Origin of the sequence: Kosakonia sp., from assembly GCF_032052965.1 — a bacterium.
Lineage (GTDB): Bacteria > Pseudomonadota > Gammaproteobacteria > Enterobacterales > Enterobacteriaceae > Kosakonia.
In genome coordinates this window covers 109,485-130,447 of record NZ_DAMBVN010000011.1, presented here as the reverse complement: position 1 = coordinate 130,447, position 20,963 = coordinate 109,485, and the positions used below count along the sequence as shown (strand labels likewise).

Below are 20,963 nucleotides of genomic sequence, written 5' to 3'. Positions count from 1 at the left end.
GAGTTAACTTTGTGCGGCCGGGCCGCCCACCGAATGCTCTTTCACAACTTCATCGGCTGTTTTGTTTTTCAACACGGTCCAGATAACCACCGCACCCAGCAGGTCAAACAGCGCCAGCACAGCGAACAGCGGGCTGAAGCCAATGGTATCTGCCAGTGCGCCGACAACCAGAGCGAACATGGTGCTCGCCAGCCAGGCTGACATGCCGGTCAGGCCGTTTGCCGTTGCCACTTCGTTACGACCAAAGACGTCGGAAGAAAGGGTGATCAGCGCGCCGGACAGAGACTGGTGAGCAAAACCACCGATGCACAGCAGACCAATTGCCACATACGGGCTGGTGAACAGGCCAATCATACCTGGGCCAATCATCAGCAGTGCGCCCATGGTCACGACCATTTTACGGGAGACGATCAGGTTCACACCGAAGATACGCTGGAACAGCGGCGGCAGGTAACCCCCTACGATGCAACCCAGGTCTGCGAACAGCATCGGCATCCAGGCGAACATGGCGATCTCTTTCAGGTTAAAGCCGTAAACTTTAAACATGAACAGCGGGATCCAGGCGTTGAATGTACCCCAGGCAGGTTCTGCCAGAAAACGCGGCAGAGCGATGCCCCAGAACTGACGGGTGCCGAGGATCTGCCAGACAGTCATTTTCTTGCCATTGTTGGTCTGATGCTGTGCTTCCTGACCACCAATGATGTATTCACGTTCTTCATCGCTTAATTTTTTCTGGTCGCGAGGGTGTTTGTAGAAGTACAACCAGGCCATTGCCCAGACAAAACTCAGCACACCAGAGATGATGAACGCCATTTCCCAGCTGTGCATCACGATCGCCCACACAACCAGCGGCGGAGCAATCATTGCACCAATAGAGGAACCGACGTTGAAGTAGCCCACAGCAATAGAACGCTCTTTTGCCGGGAACCATTCGGAGGCCGCTTTCAGGCCGGCCGGGATCATCGCTGCTTCAGCCGCACCTACCGCACCACGCGCCAGTGCCAGGCCGCCCCAGCTGCCTGCCAGCGCTGTCGCGCCGCAGAACACCGCCCAGGTAATAGCGAAGAACGCATAACCAATCTTGGTGCCCAGAATGTCCAGCACGTAGCCCGCAACAGGCTGCATGACGGTATAAGCCGCGGAATAAGCTGCAATGATATAAGAGTATTGCTGAGTAGAAATGTGCAGCTCTTCCATCAGGGTTGGAGCCGCTGCCGCTACGGTGTTACGTGTCAGGTATCCCAGCACGGTGCCGACCGTCACCAGTGCTATCATGTACCAACGTAATCCTTTGATTTTACGCATGTAAACCTCATCGTTATGTTATTACCGCTTGCGCGGCCATCCTGCGATCGCCCTCGGAGGATGAAACGGGAGGGTGTAAGCGGGAGGCTCTCCCACTACGACCCAAACCTTGCCATAAGTAAGTGTGTTTAAGTCGGTATCCCTACCCTCAAGTTCCGATCAAGTAATTATCGGGAATGCATTCCGTCGGCTTATGTGTTCGACGGCAGGAAAGATAACTTGTCATACAACTTGAAAAGGTGAGTGACATCACAAAAGTGTTTTTCTTTGTGTGGTCTTTAACTTTGGCAGGAGAAGCCAGACGCGGTGCGGTCCGGGGCGAGGTTTACCCGATTAAACGCAAAATTTTTGTCCGCTTTTATTGATCCAACTCACGAAAATATCTTCGGTCTATGGAAATTGGTGTGATAACTTTGTCAGCATCTAAGATAGACATCAGACGCACTCGTTGAGAGGAAGACGATAATGACTCCGTTTATGACTGAAGATTTTCTACTGGACACCGAATTTGCGCGCCGTCTGTACCATGACTACGCGAAAGATCAGCCGATTTTTGACTATCACTGCCATCTGCCGCCGCAGCAAATCGCCGAAAACTACCGCTTTAAAAACCTGTATGACATCTGGCTGAAAGGCGACCACTACAAATGGCGCGCAATGCGTACCAACGGCGTGCCTGAGCGCTTATGTACTGGTGATGCGTCCGATCGTGAGAAGTTTGACGCCTGGGCAGCGACGGTACCGCACACCATTGGTAACCCGTTATACCACTGGACACATCTTGAGCTGCGTCGCCCATTTGGTATTACAGGTAAGCTGCTTTCACCGTCCACTGCCGACGAAATCTGGAATTTAGGCAACGAACTGCTGGCGCAGGATAAATTCTCCGCGCGCGGTATCATGCAGCAGATGAATGTCAAAATGGTCGGTACCACCGACGATCCGATCGATTCGCTTGAGCATCACGCGTCCGTGGCGAAAGACACCACATTCAGCATCAAAGTACTGCCGAGCTGGCGCCCGGATAAAGCCTTCAACATTGAGCAGGCAACCTTCAACGACTATATGGCGAAACTGGGCGAAGTATCGGATACCGATATTCGTCGCTTTGCCGATCTGCAAACGGCGCTGAACAAACGTCTGGATCACTTTGCCGCCCACGGCTGTAAAGTGTCTGACCATGCGCTGGACGTCGTGTTGTTTGCCGAAGCCAGCGAAGCTGAGCTCGACAGCATTCTGGCGCGCCGCCTGGCGGGTGAAACGCTGAACGAAAAAGAAGTGGCACAGTTCAAAACAGCGGTGCTGGTATGGCTGGGCGCAGAGTATGCCCGTCGCGGTTGGGTACAGCAGTACCATATTGGCGCGCTGCGTAACAATAACCTGCGCCAGTTCAAACTGCTGGGGCCGGACGTGGGCTTCGACTCCATTAATGACCGTCCGCTGGCGGAAGAACTCTCCAAACTGCTGAGCAAGCAGAATGAAGAAAACCTGCTGCCGAAAACCATTCTTTACTGTCTGAACCCGCGCGATAACGAAGTGCTGGGCACCATGGTGGGTAACTTCCAGGGCGAAGGCATGCCGGGCAAAATGCAGTTCGGTTCTGGCTGGTGGTTTAACGATCAGAAAGATGGCATGGAACGTCAGATGACGCAGTTGGCGCAGCTCGGTCTGCTGAGCCGTTTCGTCGGCATGCTGACGGATAGCCGTAGTTTCCTCTCTTATACCCGTCACGAATATTTCCGTCGCATCCTGTGCCAGATGATCGGCCGCTGGGTTGAAGCGGGTGAAGCACCAGCCGATATCCAGTTGCTGGGCGAGATGGTGAAAAATATCTGCTTTAACAATGCGCGTGATTACTTCGCGATTGAACTGAACTAAGGCTGTTTGAGGTTGATATGCAATACATCAAGATCCATTCGCTGGATAACGTTGCGGTAGCTCTGGCCGATCTCGCTGAAGGTGCGGAAGTCGTGGTCGACAACCACACCGTCACGTTGCGCCAGGCGGTGGTACGCGGGCATAAATTTGCGCTGCAACCCATCGCTCAGGGCGAAAATGTTGTTAAGTACGGTCTGCCTATTGGTCATGCGACGGCGGATATCGCGCAGGGCGAGCACATTCATTCCCATAACGCGCGTACCAATCTCAGTGATTTGGACGAGTATAGCTATCAACCTGATTTTCAGGATGAAGGCGCACAGGCGGCAGATCGCGATATTCAGATCTACCGCCGCGCTAATGGTGAAGTCGGGATCCGCAATGAGCTGTGGATCCTGCCAACGGTCGGTTGTGTGAATGGTATTGCCCGGCAGATCCAGAACCGTTTCCTGAAAGAGACGCAGGACGCAGAAGGGATCGATGGCGTTTACCTGTTCAGCCATACTTACGGTTGCTCGCAGCTGGGCGACGATCACATTAATACCCGCACCATGCTGCAAAACATGGTGCGTCACCCAAATGCCGGTGCCGTGCTGGTCATTGGCCTTGGCTGTGAAAACAACCAGGTGGATGCATTCCGCCAGACGCTGGGTGAGTTCGACGCAGAACGCGTTCACTTTATGGTATGCCAACACCAGGACGATGAAGTGGAAGCCGGGCTTGAACATATGCACGCCCTGTACGAGGCCATGCGCAACGATAAGCGCGAGCCGGGTAAACTGAGCGAACTCAAATTTGGTCTGGAATGCGGCGGCTCTGATGGCCTGTCTGGTATTACCGCCAACCCCATGCTGGGCCGTTTTTCCGATTATGTGATTGGAAACGGTGGCACCACCGTACTGACCGAAGTGCCGGAGATGTTCGGCGCGGAGCGGATCCTGATGAGCCACTGCCGCGATGAGAGCACGTTTGAAAAGACCGTCACTATGGTAAATGACTTCAAACAGTACTTTATTGCCCACAACCAGCCGATTTATGAGAACCCGTCGCCGGGTAACAAAGCGGGCGGGATCACCACGCTGGAAGAGAAATCCCTTGGCTGCACCCAGAAAGCCGGTGCAAGCCAGGTTGTCGATGTACTGCGTTATGGCGAGCGTCTGAAAACGCACGGTCTGAACCTGTTAAGCGCGCCGGGTAACGATGCCGTTGCCACCAGCGCGCTGGCTGGCGCAGGTTGCCATATGGTGTTGTTCAGTACCGGTCGTGGGACGCCTTACGGCGGTTTTGTACCCACGGTGAAGATCGCCACTAACAGCGAACTGGCGGCGAAGAAAAAACACTGGATCGACTACGATGCGGGTCAACTGATCCACGGCAAAGCGATGCCGCAATTGCTGAATGAGTTTGTCGATGTGATTGTGGAAATCGCCAACGGCAAGAAAACCTGCAACGAGAAGAATGACTTCCGTGAGCTGGCTATCTTCAAAAGTGGCGTAACGCTTTAATTAAGTTGTGACTTTCGCGCCTGTGGTTACGTTGGCTGCATGCTATCACCGCAGTGGATTTTAGGTAATAAGCGTACTTACCGTGGTAACCTGGCGCGAAATCTCTGGGTAAGTGTCTGAATCAGGGCATTTACCCGCTTTTGTTTTACTGCAAGGATTTTTCATGACCGCGTATTGGCTTGCCCAGGGCGTGGGGGTCATTGCCTTCCTGATTGGTATCACCACTTTCATCAACCGTGACGAAAGGCGGTTCAAAAAACAGCTTTCCGTCTATAGCGCCATTATTGGCGTGCACTTCTTTCTGATGGGCGCATTTCCGGCTGGATCGAGCGCCATGCTGAATGCGCTACGCACCCTGATAACGCTCCGTACTCGTAGCCTGTGGGTCATGTCGCTTTTTATCGTGTTAACCGGCGGGCTGGGGCTGGCGAAGTTTCACCATCCGATCGAGCTGTTGCCGGTAGCGGGTACGATTGTCAGTACCTGGGCGCTGTTCCGTGTGCAAGGGTTGCCAATGCGTTGTGTGCTCTGGTGTTCGACCGGTTGCTGGGTGATCCATAATATCTGGCTCGGATCGATTGGCGGTTCGCTGATCGAGGGCAGTTTTTTAATCATGAATGGCCTGAACATCATTCGCTTCTGGCGTATGCAACAACGCGGCATCGACCCGTTTAACGTCGAAACCGCGGCAGCAAAGAAAACACCGCCGCGCGTTGACGGCGGGTGAAGAGGTTAATTACGCAGGGCGTTGTTAACCAGACGCGAATCTTCCGCCTGGCATACCGCTGCGGTGAAGAGCACATCCGTGGAGGAGTTGAGCGCGGTTTCGCAAGAGTCCTGCAGCACGCCGATAATAAAGCCGACCGCCACCACCTGCATCGCCACATCGTTGGAAATACCAAACATGTTACAGGCCAGCGGGATCAACAGCAGGGAACCGCCCGCCACGCCGGAGGCACCACAGGCGCAAAGCGACGCCACAACGCTCAACAGCAACGCTGTCGGCAGATCGACCGTAATACCTAAGGTATGGACTGCCGCCAGTGCCAGCACCGTAATCGTGATTGCCGCACCCGCCATGTTAATGGTGGCGCCCAACGGGATAGAAATAGAATAGGTATCGCGATCGAGGTTCAACTTCTCACACAACGCCATATTAACGGGAATATTCGCCGCTGAACTGCGGGTGAAAAATGCGGTGACGCCACTTTCGCGAAGGCAAGTAAAAACCAGTGGGAAAGGGTTGCGGCGGATTTTCCAGAATACCAGCAGCGGGTTAACCACCAGCGCGACAAACGCCATACATCCCACCAGCACGACCAGGAGTTGCGCATAGCCTAACAGCGCGCCAAAACCCGATGTCGCAAGGGTGGATGAGACGAGACCGAAAATCCCGATCGGCGCAAAGCGGATCACAAGCCGCACCATAAAAGTCACCGCGCTTGCAAAATCCTGCACCAGATTTTTGGTGCTCTCGTTGCTGTGACGCAGTGCAAAACCCAGCCCCACCGCCCATACCAGTATGCCAATGTAGTTAGCATTCATGAGCGCCGTTACCGGGTTGGCGATCATGCTGGTTAGCAAACCACGCAACACTTCCACAATACCGGAAGGCGGTGCGACATCATTTGCACCCGGGACAAGCTGTAACGTGGACGGGAACAGGAAACTGACCAGCACAGCGGTGAGTGCGGCGGTAAATGTGCCTAACAGATAGAGTATCAGTACCGGGCGCAGATTCGTCTTTTGCCCTTGCTGATGACCAGCGATGGAGGCCATCACCAGCATCAGCACCAGTACCGGCGCTACCGCTTTTAACGCGCTAACAAAAAGCGTACCCAGAATGCCGGTCGCAATGGCGGCGGGAGTGGAGATCCACGCCAGTAAGATACCCAGAATTAAACCAATAAGGATCTGTTTCACCAGGCTGCCATCAATAAGACGTTGCAGTAACCCGGCGGAGCGGTGCGTTGTCATGCCATGTTCCTTTCGTGTTGTGGAGTTGCATCCCGCCTGTCTTTTTTGATGACATTTGTCAGGATGTAACATTTATTTGCAGAAAGAAGTATATGGACTCTGCGGCAAGAAGGAAGGGCAGAAGATGTACTTTTCGGGCCTGGCGCGGCTTTTTGATTTTTTGTGTTAATGTTTTGTGATAAAGGCGACAAGGATGACGCTTTCGCCGCTCAGCATAGTGGCAGAGCGGCGAATTACAGCTTACGCCTTCGTTTTTTTGTCGTTCTGGTGGTTGACCCAGGCATTGATCAGCAGTGTCAACACGAGGATCCCACCGACCACACCCAGCGAAATGGCGATCGGAATATGGAAAAAGTCGACGATCAACATTTTGATGCCGATGAATACCAGGATCACCGACAAACCGTACTTGAGCATTGAGAAGCGCTCGGCAACGCCGGCCAGCAAAAAGTACATCGCGCGCAGGCCAAGGATCGCGAACAAGTTCGACGTCAGTACGATAAAGGGATCGGTGGTAACGGCGAAAATTGCCGGAATGCTGTCGACAGCAAAAATGACGTCGCTCAGTTCCACCAGAATTAACACCAGCAGCAGCGGCGTGGCGAACAGCAAGCCGTTTTTGCGCACGAAGAAATGTTCGTTCTCGATGGTATCTGTCATGCGCAGATGGCCACGTAACCAGCGAACCAGCGGCTTATCGCCGATCCCGCCTTCATCCTCTTTCGCCAGCGCCATTTTCACGCCGGTAAATAGCAGGAATGCGCCGAACACATACAGCAGCCATGAGAACTGGGAAATAAGCCAGCTTCCGGCAAAGATCATGATCGTACGCAGCACAATGGCTCCAAGAACGCCGTAGATCAGTACCCGGCGTTGTAATGCCGCCGGAACAGCAAAATAGCTAAACAGCATTAGCCAGACAAAGACGTTATCCACCGCCAGTGCCTTTTCAATCAAATAGCCGGTGAGGAACGCCAGTGCTTGCGTATCCGCCACGGCGCGGCCTTCGGTCTGCGTCAGATACCACCAGAAAGCGGCATTAAACAACAGCGAGAGCGTAACCCAAACTACAGACCAGACGGCCGCCTGCTTCATGGTCATCGTATGGACGCCGCGACGCCCCTGAAGCAGAAGGTCGATGGCGAGCATAATCGCCACCACAATGGCGAATCCGCCCCATAACATCGGTGTGCCGACACTATTCATTATCAGTTCCTTACCTAAAAACAAAAACGGCTAACGTCAGAAGACGTCAGCCGCTTGCTTTAGATGCAGGGAGTCTCGCCTTCCGGCAAGGTCTCACTTACGTCGGTAAAGACGCCCGGCGACCGGATGCATATACGCATCGTAATGACGATCCACCAGCATGGAAGTTACTCCCCTTTGCAGGTAACAAAATATGTCAGCTCATTCATTCCGTCAATGAACGGCCGGACGGGCTTACGAACCTTTACGCAGGCAACTGCGCACCCACATCATCGGCCGGGAATACGACGCCGGTCTGGCGACGGATCTCGGTTTGCAGTTTTGCCGTTACACGACTGACAGCCAGACCCGGATGGTTGATTTCATTTTCTTCCACCAGCCGGGCAAAGGTTTCAGCTTCATACAGCATGGTATTGATGTGCTGTGGCTGGGTTAGTTCCTGCGGCTTACCGCCGCGCGGCACAAATGACACTTTCTGGCATTCGGAGATCTTCTCGATCACCAGTGAACCTGCCTCGCCCTGGATTTCACTCGGCAGAACAGAATCGCTCACTTTTGAGTGCTGCAGCGTTACGCTGAAATCACCGTAATCCATGACCACCACGCCGTGTGCATCTACACCGCTCTCCAGCTTGCTGGCAGTTGCGTGCACCGCATACGGCTCGCCCCACAGCGCCACGGCAGACGCCAGGCAATAAAAGCCAATATCCATAATCGAGCCGTTAGAGAAGGCCGGGTTAAAGGTATTAGGGTTTTCGCCGTCCAGATAACGCTGGTAGCGGGAAGAGTACTGGCAGTAATTAATAAAGGCTTTACGCACTTTACCGGCTTTGGCCAGTGACTGCTTAAGCAGTATGAAATTGGGCAGGCTGGCGGTTTTAAACGCTTCAAACAACACCACCTGATGCTCGCGTGCGCAGGCGATAGCCTCCTCCACTTCTCTCAGATTCGACGCCAGCGGTTTTTCGCAGATTACATGCTTTTTATGGCTGAGGAACAGGCGGGTTTGTGGAAAGTGCAGAGAGTTTGGGCTGGCAATATACACCGCGTCAATCGCATCGCTTTGCGCCATCGCTTCAAGCGAGGTGAACAGGTGTTCAACGGGATAATCATTCGCGAACGCTTGCGCCTGCTCAAGGCTGCGGGAAAAGACGGCGGTGAGTTTATATTTGCCCGTTTCATGGGCGGCATCGACAAACTGGCGAGTGATCCAGTTGGTGCCTATGACAGCGAAACGTATCATAAAGGCGCTGATTCTCCGTAATGAGGGGACTTTCGTCACTCTACCACGACGAGATGACAAAACCAGTGCCCCTGCCCGCAGAGTTACACCGCATAACGCCCCGGGCGGTGGTTCATGGCGATAATCAAATTGAGCATCGTCGCGCCGATTACCGAGATCACAAGCATGGGCAAGCTGACCACAAACAGCGATGCGGTAACGATGCAGGCGTCAACCACCATCTGGAATTTCCCGGCACGAATACCGCTTTTCTCTTGCAGATAGAGCGCCAGAATATTCATACCACCGAGGCTGGCTTTATGCCGGAACAGCACCACAAAGCCAATGCCCATCATAATGTTGGCAAACAGCGTGGCGTAGTAAGGATTAAGCTGATCAATATGAATAAAGCGGCCGTGGAGATCGGAAAAGAGCGACACCATCGCCACGGCGCAAAAGGTCTTTAGCGTAAACTGCGCGCCCATCCGACGCACCGATAACCAGTAAAAAGGCAGGTTGATGGCAAAAAACGCCGCGCCAAATGAGATGTGCGTTGTGTAGTGGATCAAAAAAGCCAGCCCTGCGGTGCCGCCGGTTAATGCGCCAGACTGGCGAAACAGCACCACACCAAAAGAGATCATCAGCGTACCGAACAGCAGAGCCAGCGCATCTTCCAGCCAGCTATGGGCAAGTTTATTGGGCGTGAGGACGTTATCCATAAGTGTGCATTATTCATTAAGTGAAAAAGATAAGCTTCACTTGCAATAACTACACCAGGCTGCGCCTGTCACGACGACGAAGGGAGGGGAAAACAGGCGTGGCTATCGCTAACGCGTTGAAAGCGCTGAAAACACTACGTTGCACAATGTATGCAGTATTTGGGCTGTAAAGGCGTGAATCGTGCGTAATAGTGGGGTTTAGTGCACGTCAGGGGAAGTCTTTGCACCGAATTGGGGCGAAATGCCCCAAATTAGGGCATGGTGTTACTGCCCGGCATCGACATGCCATTCTCTTTCAGGCGATTAAGCACGACCGACGTCTTCAGGTGCGCGACGCTCTTGTTCTGCGCCAGAATACCGCTAATCAGATGGTTCAGGCCTGGCAAATCGGAGACGGCGACTTTCAATAAATAGTCGTTATCACCTGTGGTTTTATACGCATCCACAATGGCCTCAACGCCGCATACCATTTGGTGAAAACTCGCCACGCATTCCGGCGTATGGTTCAGCAGCCGGACCTCAATAAGCCCCAGCATCCCCTGGCCTGCTGCATCGGGTGCAAGACGAGCGTGATAACCGAGGATCAACTGCGCCTGCTCCAGCGCAATGCGCCGCCGGGAACACTGCGAAGCAGACAGACCAATCAGCGCGCTCAGTTCCTGGTTCGTCAGGCGGCCGTTAGATTGCAACAGCGTCAGGATTTTCAGATCGAAATCATCAATGTGGTACATAGGCATCACAGGCAGACAAAAGGGGTGTGCACAAGACTAGCAGTTTTTTGCCCGGTGGGTTATTTCAACGCAAGATGCGTCAGCCACAGGCGGGTATCAAACTCCAGTTGATGATAATGCGGCTCCATATGGCAACAGAGCTGATAGAACGCCTTGTTATGCTCTTTCTCTTTCAGGTGCGCCAGTTCATGTACCACAATCATGCGCAGAAAGGCTTCCGGTGCGTCACGAAATACCGTTGCCACACGGATTTCGGCTTTGGCTTTCAGCTTACCACCCTGCACGCGTGACACCGCGGTGTGCAGCCCAAGGGCGTTGTTCAGTACGTGGATCTTGTTGTCGTACATTACTTTGTTCACCGGCGCGGCATTGCGCAGGTACTGGTTTTTTAGATCCTGTGTATAGTGCCAAAGTGCTTTATCGGTGGTGATACCATGACTGTCAGGGTAGCGTTTTTGCAGCACCTCACCCAGCCGGTTCTGTTCAATCAATGTGGTCACCTGCGTTAGCAGGGATTCAGGATAGCCCTGAAGATAGGTCAGCGTGTGCATGGCGAAATGTGTTTACTTCCCGACGTATTTAAGCGATAAAACGCGCGAATTTTAGCACTGCGGAGGGGCGATGAGCCAGGTTGAGTTAAACGGACAGTCATTCACTTTAGACAGATTCCCGGTCGGCGTGGAAGAGGCGTCGTTACAGGCATGGGATGCGGCAGATGAATATTTGCTGCAACAGGTGAATGAGGTCGCAGGCCCGGTACTCATCTTTAATGATAGCTTCGGCGCGCTGGCTTGTGCGCTGGCGCAACATCACCCGGTCAGTGTGAACGACTCCTGGATTGCCGGGCTGGCAACGCAGCATAACCTGCGTATTAACGCGCTTGATGAAGATGCGGTGACCTTACAGGACAGCCTCGCTCCGCTGCCCGCCAACCCCGCGCTGGTGTTGATCAAAGTGCCCAAGCAACTGGCGCTGCTTGAGCAGCAATTGTCTGCGTTACGCGACGTTGTGACGCCGCAGACGCGGATTATCGCCGGGGCAAAAACCCGCGACGTGCATAATTCAACACTGGCGCTGTTTGAAAAGATCCTCGGGCCGACGACGACGTCGCTGGCGTGGAAAAAGGCACGGTTAATTCACTGTACCTTTACGGCTCCGGCACGTGTCGAGGTGGCGCAACTCGCTAGCTGGAAGCTGGATGGAACCGACTGGACTATTCATAACCACGCCAACGTCTTTTCTCGCAGCGCCCTTGATATTGGCGCGCGTTTCTTCCTGCAACATTTGCCGCAAGCGTTGACAGGGGAAATGGTTGATCTGGGTTGTGGTAACGGGGTAATTGGTCTGCAATTGCTGGCGCAAAACCCGGACGGACGCGTGTTATTTGTTGATGAGTCCGCGATGGCCGTCGCCTCCGCCCGGTTAAACGTGGCGACCAATTTGCCGCAGGCGAACGAGCGTTGCGAATTTATGATCAACAACGCCTTGTCCGGCGTGGAGCCGGATCGCTTTGATGCGGTACTGTGCAATCCGCCTTTTCATCAGCAAAGCGCCATCACCGATCATATTGCCTGGCAGATGTTTAACGATGCGCGCCGTTGCCTGAAGTACGGCGGTGAACTGCGTATCGTCGGCAACCGGCACCTGGACTATTTCCGCAAGCTGAAGAAAGTATTTGGTAACTGCGAAACCGTCGCCACCAATAATAAATTTGTCATCCTCAAAGCGGTTAAGGTACGTAAAAAACGCGGATAACCGTGAGGCATGCCGGAGCCTGTCCGGCATGCGTCGATCAGATTTCCAGCGCCAGTTGAGTGCCCTGGGCAATGGCCCGCCGGGCATCCAGCTCCAGTGCTACATCGCACCCGCCAATCAGATGCACCGTCTTACCGGCTTCACGCAGCGGCTCCGCCAGCTCACGGCGCGGCTCCTGGCCAGCGCAGATCACCACATGATCAACCGCCAGCAACTGCGGCTCTCCGCCGATCATCAGATGCAAACCCGCATCGTCGATCTTTTGATAACTGACCGCCGGGATCATTTTCACGCCACGTGACAGCAGGGTAGCGCGGTGGATCCAGCCAGTGGTTTTCCCCAGGCCTTCGCCGGGTTTGCTGGCTTTTCGCTGCAGCATAACGATGTGGCGCGGGCTTTTAGGCAGTTGTGGGCCTTCCGGACGCAGCCCCCCAGCGTTATGCAGGCTGGTATCAATGCCCCATTCCACGCAAAACTCGGCAATATTCTGGCTGGTCGGTTCGCCAGGCTGACTTAAATACATCGCGGTATCAAAGCCGATCCCGCCGCAACCTATGATTGCCACCCGTTCGCCAACCGGGACTTTATCGCGCAGGACATCGAGATAACTCAGTACGCTGGGGTGATCAATGCCGTCTATTTCCGGCATACGCGGCTCAATGCCGCAGGCGAGGATCACCTCATCAAACAGTGTCAGCATGCCTGGATCGACACGCTGACTCAGGCACAGGGCCACACCTGTCAGGTCAAGCATTCGGCGGTAGTAGCGCAGCGTTTCGTAAAATTCCTCTTTGCCAGGGATCTGTTTGGCCACATTAAACTGCCCGCCAATCTCGGCTTGCGCATCAAATAGCGTTACGCTGTGCCCACGCGCGGCGGCATTGACTGCAAAGGCCAGCCCCGCCGGGCCTGCTCCCACCACCGCCAGGTTTTTCTTCTGCGCAGCCGGTGTTATTGGCATCAGTGTTTCATGGCAGGCACGCGGATTGACCAGACAGGAGGTCACTTTGCCGACGAAGATCTGATCAAGGCAAGCCTGGTTACAGCCAATGCAGGTATTTATCTCGTCCGCGCGACCACTTTGCGCTTTCGACAGCAGTTCTGCATCGGCAAGAAATGGGCGCGCCATCGACACCATATCCGCATCGCCATTGGCGAGGATCGTCTCTGCCACCTGCGGATCGTTAATGCGGTTGGTGGTAACAAGGGGAATGTTCACCTTGCCTTTCAGCTTGCGGGCCACCCAGCTAAATGCCCCGCGCGGCACGGGCGTCGCAATCGTCGGGATACGTGCTTCATGCCAGCCAATCCCGGTGTTGATAAGGGTCGCGCCAGCGGTTTCAACAGCCTGCGCCAGCGTAACGGTCTGCTCAAAGGTTCCGCCACCTTCGACCAGATCCAGCATCGACAGGCGGAAAATAATAATAAACTCGCGTCCGACACGCGCCCGCACAGCGCGCAGTACCTCCAGTGCAAAACGCATCCGCCGCGAGGCATCTCCGCCCCATTCATCCTCGCGCTGGTTCGTTCTGGCGGCCAGAAACTCGTTAATCAGATAGCCTTCAGAACCCATCACTTCAACGCCGTCATAGCCCGCTTGCTGCGCCAGTTGCGCGCAATAAGCAAAGTCGTCGATCAAGGTCAGGATCTCCTCGTGACTGAGCGCATGGGGAGTAAATCGGTTGATTGGGGCCTGCAGTGCAGACGGTGCGACCAGCCCCGGCTGAAAACTGTAACGCCCGGTATGGAGAATTTGCAGCGCGATTTTCCCGCCTTGCTGGTGGACGGCATCGGTGATTTTCCGGTGGTGAGGAAGCTGGGCTGCATCGCGCAGGATCGCGCCGCCTTCCACCGTCACGCCGGAAAGCGACGGTGCAACGCCGCCGGTGACGATCAAGGCCACGCCGTGGCGGGCGCGTTCAGCATAAAAGGCTGCCAGCCTTTCTGCACCATCCGGGCGCTCTTCAAGCCCGGTATGCATCGAGCCCATCAGCACACGGTTTTTTAACGTGGTAAAGCCCAGATCAAGTGGGGCGAACAGCGACGGGTAATGGCTCATGCTCTCTTCCAATGTAAAATAATTGTTATGTGGTCGGATGAGTTCTACTTTAGCCGTCGCGACAGAAAAGGGAAAAGCGGGAACAAATGATTGTGATGAGATTCAAAAATCCCCTCATCGCACCGGAATGAGGGGAGGGGAGAAAGATCAGACGTGAGTGCTCAATCCGGGTGCTGCCCACATTGAGGTGGTTAAACCGCTATCGACCAGACCAAGCTGATCGGCGTAAATCTTCTGCCATTTCTGCATCATCGTATCGTAAAGCTCGCGGTGTTGAAGATTGGGCGTATATTCCCGGCTCCATCTCACCAGCCGTTCACCCGTCGCTGCCATGTCATCGTACAGCCCGGCACCCACACCTGCGGCAATCGCGCAGCCCAACGCGGTCGCTTCTTTCACTTCCGGCACGCGCACCGGCAAACCGGTGACATCGCTTAAAATCTGCCCCCACAGCGCGCCTTTTGCACCGCCGCCTGCAAAAACCAGGCTATCGAAGCGAACACCGGAAAATCGTGAAATCTGGGCCAGATTACAGGCCGATACCGTGGCAGCGTTTTCTTCCAGCGCCCGGAACAGTGTGGCTTTGTTGCATTTTTCTGCATCAATCGAGAGGTTAATAAACGACGGCGCAGCGTGGTACCACTGTTTAAAATGCATCGCATCAGAGAAAATCGGCATGACGCCCCACGACCCTGCCGGTACGCGGGCCGCCATCTCTTCCAGCAGGGTATAGGCATCGACCCCCAGCCGTTCAGCAATTAACTTTTCTTCTGCACAGAAAGCATCGCGGAACCAGCGCATGGTTAACCCTGTGAAAAAGCTGATCGACTCTGCCTGAACCATGCCGGGAATGACGTGCGGATTAACGCGAATATTCATTTCCGGATCGGTACGTACTTGTGGCAGATTCACCACTTGTTGCCAGAACGTGCCGCCAAGCACTGCGCTCTGCCCGGCGCGCACCACGCCCAGCCCAAGACAGCCAAGCTGCACATCACCGCCGCCCATGACGACAGGCGTCCCTTCGCGCAAGCCGCTTTCCTGTGCTGCCTGGGCGGTGACTTCACCGAGAAGCGTGCCGGTCTCTTTTACCGGTGAGAGAAAATCGGCTCGCAGCCCGGCCATATCCAGCAATTCGGGCCGCCAGTCGCGGGTAAACAGATCAAGCAACCCGGTAGTGCCGGCATTCGACGGGTCCACGGCCAGCCAACCGGAAAGACGCGATGCCAGCCAGTCGCTGATCATGGTGATGGTTGCCGCATTGCGATAGATGTCAGGGCGGTTATGCGCCAGCCACAGCAGGCGCGGCATGGCGCTGAGCGCCAGCGTCTGTCCGGAGACTTCATACACTTCGGCTTCAAAATGGTAACCGTGGATCTCTTTTAGCTCGGCGACTTCACGGCTGGCGCGGGCATCCACATTGGCACAAGCCCACAGAGGCTCGCCGTTACGGTCATACAGCACTATGCCTTCACGCATAGAACAACAGGCGACGGACTGGATGTCTGCGCCGCGTAACCCGGCCTGAGCCAGGGCCTGTCGAATGCACTGGCAGGCGAGTTGCCAGTTGGTGTCGAGATCGAACTCCATTGAACCGGGCACATTTTCGAGGCTCAGATGCTTCCACTCAGCCTGGCCGACACCCACTTGTCGCCCGGATAAGTCGAAGATCACAGCACGAATACTGCCAGTCCCTGCATCTAGCGCTAATAGGTAACTCATGGGTTTTTCCCCCTCGGGCGGCATCAGAGATAAAACTGTGATCCTCGTACGGTCATAAATATAGTTCACGGCCTACGCTTGTGAACGATCTTCAATCACAAAATCAATGGCTCAATCACAGCTTTCAGTGGGAGGGACGATGGCGGATTTAGATGACATCAAAGACGGCAAAGATTTTGGTTTTGGAACGCCGCAAAAAAATGTGCCCTTCACGCTGAAAGGCTGTGGCGCACTGGACTGGGGAATGCAATCCCGACTGGCGCGGATCTTTAACCCGCACAGTAATCGCACGGTCATGCTGGCTTTCGATCATGGCTATTTTCAGGGGCCGACTACCGGGCTTGAGCGTATTGATTTGTCGATTGCACCGCTGTTTGCCGAAACAGATGTGCTGATGTGTACACGTGGCATCTTACGCAGTGTGGTGCCGCCTGCTACCAATAAGCCAGTGGTATTGCGTGCTTCTGGCGGAAACTCGATCCTGGCGGAACTCTCCAACGAATGCATTGCGGTGGCCATGGAGGATGCGCTGCGACTTAATGTCAGCGCTGTAGCGGCACAAATCTATGTAGGCAGTGAATATGAACATCAATCGATCGGTAACATAATCAAGCTGGTGGATGCCGGTGCTCGCTACGGTATCCCGACGCTGGCGGTCACCGGGGTGGGGAAAGAGATGACGCGCGATGCCCGCTATTTTTCCCTTGCCAGCCGCATCGCCGCCGAAATGGGGGCGCAGTTCGTGAAGACCTATTATGTCGACGAGGGATTCGAGAAAGTCACCGCCAGCTGCCCGGTGCCGATTGTTATCGCCGGGGGCAAAAAGTTACCGGAACAGGAAGCGCTGGAGATGTGTTTCCGCGCCATTGACCAGGGGGCGTCCGGCGTGGACATGGGGCGAAATATTTTCCAGTCCAGCGCGCCATTGGCGATGCTGAAAGCGGTGAAAAAAGTGGTTCACGACAATATGCGCGCCCACGAGGCGTATCAGTTCTGGCTGGAGGAAAAACAAGGAGAGCACCCATGAATGTGACGCTGGTGGAGATCAACATTAAACCGGATTGTATAGAGGAGTTTTTGCAGGTGTTCCGCGCCAACCATGAAGGGGCGATCCAGGAACCCGGAAATTTACGTTTTGATGTATTGCAGGATCAGAAAGTGAAAACCCGCTTTTTTATCTATGAGGCTTACCGGGATGAGGCTGCCGTGCTGGCACATAAGCAAACGCCGCATTATCTGGCCTGTGTAGAGAAGCTGGAAGGTTTGATGTCAGAACCGCGTAAAAAGCGCAGTTTTATTGGATTATTGCCGGAATAATGGCAGTTCCCCTCCCCAAAAGGGAGGGGAACTGTTACGCCTGTTCCACCGTAACCCGCAATGCCGCCAGCGCGTTACCTGCTGCTTTCAGCACCTGCTCACACTGCTCCATTGTGAGCGTCAGAGGTGGTTCAATACGAATAGTTTTCGCGTTGTTGAGCGTCCCGGCAACCAGCACGCGTTGACGGAACATCTCACTGGCAAAGTTATAGCCCGTTTCGTTATCCACAAACTCTATTGCCATCAGCATCCCGCGGCCGCGCGCATCCTGCACCAGATCGGGGTACTCGCGTGCCAGAGCCCGGAAGCCATCCAGCAGGATGTCGCCCTTCTGCTCTGCCTGCGCCGGCAGGTTCTCTTCCAACAGCACGTTGATAGTCGCCAGCGCGGCCGCACAGGCCAGCGGGTTACCGCCAAACGTTGTCGTATGCAGGAAGGGATTATCAAACAGCACGGAGAACACTTCCTGGGTGGCGATGGTCGCGCCGATAGGCATCACGCCGCCGCCCAGTGCTTTAGCAAGGCATAAAATGTCCGGCTGCACGTTTTCATGTTCGCAGGCGAACATTTTGCCGGTGCGTCCCATCCCCGTCTGCACTTCATCGAAGATCAGCAATGCGCCAAACTCGTCGCACAGCTGACGCACCGCAGGCAAATAGCCTTGCGGCGGCAGGATCACGCCGCCTTCGCCCTGGATAGGTTCAAGGATCACGGCAGCCACGTCATCACCGGTTTTATGACACTCGCTGAGCACTGTCCGCATGGCGTCAATATTGCCGAAGGGCACATGGCGAAAGCCTGGCAGCAGTGGCATAAAGGGTTTGCGGAAGGTCGATTTTGCCGTAGCCGATAGCGCGCCTAAGGACTTGCCGTGGAACGCGCCGCTGGTGGCAACAAAGGTAAATTTGCCACGTGGCGACTGATACGCTTTGGCCAGTTTCAACGCAGCCTCGACGGATTCCGTCCCGCTGTTGCTAAAGAAACTGTATTTCAGTTTGCCGGGCGCAAGTGCCGCCAGCGTTTTTGCCAGCATCGCCCGCAGTGGGTCGAGTAGCTCCTGGCTGTGAAGAGGTTGTTTGGCGAGTTGACTCTGTACGGCGGAAACCACAACTGGATTACGGTGCCCCACATTAAAAATTCCAAATCCACCCAGGCAATCTAAAAACTCCTGTCCCTGGGTGTCGACAAGCGTATTCAAACTGCTTGCTTGCCATTCTACGGCTCCGTAATCCCCGCCAGCGGTAACAGATTTGCGATACTCCAAAAACCCCGGATTTACATGCTCTTTAAAGTATTCAACCACCTCTCGGTTTAACGCTTTCATCTCCTCATGATCAAGATCTTGTTTTTCAATGATATTTAATGCGTGAGCGCTGCACGCTAATGCCGATGCGCTGGAAGGTAACCTGTTCAAAATGTGCTCCAGGGGCTCGCGTATCACATGATACCGATTTAAGTATTGCAGGGATTACGCCACTTCGGCTGAGGGAAGCAAAATCGGGATAAACGCCAGGGGAAGGGGCTTTTGTACAAGATTTAATCGTCCCGTTACGTTTAAAAGTTCCCAAATGCATGATTAAAATTTGAACGAGTGTGACCACACTGTTGCACTTATGCCCCTTACTGGTGCAGTCAATGCTCTTTAAGGGGGCATTTAGCCTTAGCTTTAGTGGGTGGTTACGCAACGAAACTATTTAAATCAGCATGTTAGTGGCTGTACAAAAAATGCGGATTTATGCTGAATTGCGATCTAAATCAAATTTAACAACTAAAGATAAATTCATTTTCGCCGAAATAACATTCGCAATAATTCTTAACAGAAGTATAACCTGCACAGGACGCAACCATGTCTTCTCCTCGCTATGTCAGCCAGCAGGCGTTTTTGCTGGATGATGACACGACCCTCATGTCGACCACCGACCTGCAAAGTCATATCACCCACGCCAATGATGCTTTCGTTAAGGTAAGCGGCTATCACCTTGATGAACTCCATGGCCAGCCACATAACCTTGTTCGTCATCCGGATATGCCCAAAGCGGCCTTCGCCGACATGTGGTACACGCTTAAACAAGGCGAGCCGTGGAGCGGTGTTGTTAAAAACCGTCGCAAAAATGGCGACCATTATTGGGTGCGTGCAAACGCAGTCCCGATGATCCGTGATGGGCAACTTAGCGGATACATGTCGATTCGCACGCGGGCGACAGAAGATGAGATTGCCGCTGTGGAGCCGCTGTATCAGGCATTAAAGGAAGGGCGCAGTAATAAACGGCTCTATAAAGGCCTGGTGATCAGTAAACGCGGCTGGGGGAAAATATGCGCCATGCCGTTACGCTGGCGCGCCCGCAGCGCCGTGGCATGTGTGGGGCTCGCGCAGTGCGCCGCGCTGGCGTTATCCGGCGGCAGTGCGTTGACGCTGGCAATCAGCGTACTGGCGATGGTGGCGACAGGGATGGCTATAGAGTGGCAAATTGTACGCCCGGCCGCCAATGTGGCGCGCCAGGCGTTAAGCGTGGCGACAGGCGAGCGTAACAGCATACAGCCGCTTAACCGCAGCGATGAACTGGGGCTGACTCTGCGCGCTGTCGGGCAGTTGGGGCTCATGTGCCGCTGGCTTATCAATGACGTTTCCAGCCAGGTGAGCAGTGTGCGTAAAGGCAGCGAGACGCTGGCCAGAGGCAGCGACGATCTGAACGAGCGCACTCGCCAGACGGTGGTCAACGTTCAGCAGACCGTGAGCACGATGAGCCAGATGGCGGCGTCGGTACACACCAACTCAGAAACCGCGTCGGCGGCGGATCAACTCTCCAGTGCGGCCAGCAGCGCCGCACGGCATGGCGGTAAAGCAATGGAAACGGTGGTGAAAACCATGGATGAGATTGCGAACAGTACGCAGCGCATTGGTTCTATTACCACGCTGATTAACGACATTGCTTTTCAGACCAATATCCTGGCGCTGAACGCCGCCGTGGAAGCCGCCCGGGCAGGTGAACAGGGGAAAGGTTTTGCGGTAGTCGCCGGCGAAGTACGGCATCTGGCCAGCCGAAGCGCCAGTGCAGCCAACGATATTCGTAAGCTGATTGATGCCAGCGCAGATAAAGTACAGTCCGGCTACGACCAGGTGCATGCCGCCGGGCGCACAATGGAAGACATCGTCAACCAGGTACAGAACGTCACAGCGCTGATTGGGCAAATCAGCCAGTCGACGTCTGAACAGGCGGCAGGGCTCTCTGATTTGACGCGTGCGGTGGCGGAACTGGACGCGATTACGCAAAAAAATGCGGGGCTGGTCGAAGAGAGCGCCACCGTTTCGGCTATGGTGAAGCATCGCGCTGGTCGTTTGCAGGATGCTGTTTCCGTATTACATTAATCATCATTATAAGAATTAAAAACCGCCCGAAGAGATTCCGGCGGTTTTTTTTGCTATATCCGTATTTATAGCAAGGTTAATTTGTAATGGTATTATTCATTCTTTGTTAAATTATTATTAATTATGATTTCAAGTGTGAATGAATAATAATGTTCTCTTTTTTATGTTTAATTATTAATTAAATGTGATTAAGCATTATT

17 protein-coding genes are annotated in these 20,963 nt (G+C 54.2%); 7 read left to right on the top strand and 10 right to left on the bottom strand.

The window, feature by feature from the left end:
* Positions 1-3: 3 nt before the first annotated feature.
* The gene (locus RTX30_RS14725) at positions 4-1,305 is read right to left on the bottom strand and encodes an MFS transporter (protein WP_312690902.1); all 1,302 of its coding nucleotides are present in this window, start codon (positions 1,303-1,305) and stop codon (positions 4-6) included.
* A 465-nt stretch (positions 1,306-1,770) separates the two neighbouring features.
* On the opposite strand from RTX30_RS14725, the gene uxaC reads away from it, so the two are divergent.
* From uxaC to RTX30_RS14710, 3 genes are all read left to right on the top strand, one after another.
* Complete coding sequence (gene uxaC, locus RTX30_RS14720) at positions 1,771-3,183, top strand: glucuronate isomerase (RefSeq protein WP_312690901.1); 1,413 nt, start codon at positions 1,771-1,773, stop codon at positions 3,181-3,183.
* A 17-nt stretch (positions 3,184-3,200) separates the two neighbouring features.
* Complete coding sequence (locus RTX30_RS14715) at positions 3,201-4,688, top strand: altronate dehydratase family protein (protein ID WP_312690900.1); 1,488 nt, start codon at positions 3,201-3,203, stop codon at positions 4,686-4,688.
* Between the two features lie 163 nt (positions 4,689-4,851).
* Positions 4,852-5,415, top strand: coding sequence for a YgjV family protein (locus tag RTX30_RS14710; RefSeq protein WP_312690899.1), 564 nt, complete (start codon positions 4,852-4,854; stop codon positions 5,413-5,415).
* 5 nt (positions 5,416-5,420) lie between these two features.
* Here the strand turns inward: RTX30_RS14710 and sstT are convergent, their stop codons facing one another.
* From sstT to RTX30_RS14680, 6 genes are all read right to left on the bottom strand, one after another.
* A complete protein-coding gene (gene sstT, locus RTX30_RS14705; RefSeq protein WP_312690898.1) occupies positions 5,421-6,665 on the bottom strand; it encodes a serine/threonine transporter SstT in 1,245 nt (414 codons plus the stop codon).
* A gap of 240 nt (positions 6,666-6,905) precedes the next feature.
* A complete protein-coding gene (locus RTX30_RS14700) occupies positions 6,906-7,871 on the bottom strand; it encodes a TerC family protein (protein ID WP_312690897.1) in 966 nt (321 codons plus the stop codon).
* A gap of 244 nt (positions 7,872-8,115) precedes the next feature.
* Positions 8,116-9,114, bottom strand: coding sequence for a Gfo/Idh/MocA family oxidoreductase (locus RTX30_RS14695; RefSeq protein WP_312690896.1), 999 nt, complete (start codon positions 9,112-9,114; stop codon positions 8,116-8,118).
* 83 nt (positions 9,115-9,197) lie between these two features.
* A complete protein-coding gene (locus RTX30_RS14690) occupies positions 9,198-9,812 on the bottom strand; it encodes a YitT family protein (protein ID WP_312690895.1) in 615 nt (204 codons plus the stop codon).
* Positions 9,813-10,063: 251 nt separating this feature from the next.
* Positions 10,064-10,543 (bottom strand): Lrp/AsnC family transcriptional regulator, encoded by a 480-nt coding sequence (locus RTX30_RS14685; protein ID WP_312690894.1) that lies wholly within the window; start codon positions 10,541-10,543, stop codon positions 10,064-10,066.
* Positions 10,544-10,602: 59 nt separating this feature from the next.
* Positions 10,603-11,094: a M48 family metallopeptidase gene (locus RTX30_RS14680; protein ID WP_312690893.1), complete on the bottom strand. Its 492-nt coding sequence runs from the start codon at positions 11,092-11,094 to the stop codon at positions 10,603-10,605.
* 70 nt (positions 11,095-11,164) lie between these two features.
* Between RTX30_RS14680 and rlmG the strand changes: the two genes are divergently transcribed.
* Positions 11,165-12,298, top strand: coding sequence for a 23S rRNA (guanine(1835)-N(2))-methyltransferase RlmG (rlmG, locus tag RTX30_RS14675; RefSeq protein WP_312690892.1), 1,134 nt, complete (start codon positions 11,165-11,167; stop codon positions 12,296-12,298).
* 37 nt (positions 12,299-12,335) lie between these two features.
* On the opposite strand, the gene RTX30_RS14670 is transcribed toward rlmG, so the two are convergent.
* Positions 12,336-14,357, bottom strand: a complete 2,022-nt coding sequence (locus RTX30_RS14670) for an NADPH-dependent 2,4-dienoyl-CoA reductase (RefSeq protein ID WP_312690891.1) — start codon at positions 14,355-14,357, stop codon at positions 12,336-12,338.
* A 147-nt stretch (positions 14,358-14,504) separates the two neighbouring features.
* Positions 14,505-16,079, bottom strand: a complete 1,575-nt coding sequence (gene lsrK, locus RTX30_RS14665; protein WP_312690889.1) for an autoinducer-2 kinase — start codon at positions 16,077-16,079, stop codon at positions 14,505-14,507.
* Between the two features lie 139 nt (positions 16,080-16,218).
* On the opposite strand from lsrK, the gene lsrF reads away from it, so the two are divergent.
* Together lsrF and lsrG are read left to right on the top strand one after the other, a co-directional pair.
* Positions 16,219-17,106, top strand: a complete 888-nt coding sequence (gene lsrF / locus RTX30_RS14660; RefSeq protein ID WP_312690888.1) for a 3-hydroxy-5-phosphonooxypentane-2,4-dione thiolase — start codon at positions 16,219-16,221, stop codon at positions 17,104-17,106.
* The gene (gene lsrG / locus RTX30_RS14655) at positions 17,103-17,396 is read left to right on the top strand and encodes a (4S)-4-hydroxy-5-phosphonooxypentane-2,3-dione isomerase (protein ID WP_312690887.1); all 294 of its coding nucleotides are present in this window, start codon (positions 17,103-17,105) and stop codon (positions 17,394-17,396) included. Before lsrF ends, lsrG begins: the two co-directional genes overlap by 4 nt.
* 34 nt (positions 17,397-17,430) lie before the next feature.
* On the opposite strand, the gene ygjG is transcribed toward lsrG, so the two are convergent.
* Entirely contained in the window at positions 17,431-18,810 is a 1,380-nt protein-coding gene (gene ygjG / locus RTX30_RS14650) for a putrescine aminotransferase (protein WP_312690886.1), read from the bottom strand.
* 432 nt (positions 18,811-19,242) lie between these two features.
* On the opposite strand from ygjG, the gene RTX30_RS14645 reads away from it, so the two are divergent.
* Positions 19,243-20,763, top strand: coding sequence for a methyl-accepting chemotaxis protein (locus tag RTX30_RS14645; RefSeq protein WP_312690885.1), 1,521 nt, complete (start codon positions 19,243-19,245; stop codon positions 20,761-20,763).
* Positions 20,764-20,963 lie beyond the last annotated feature (200 nt).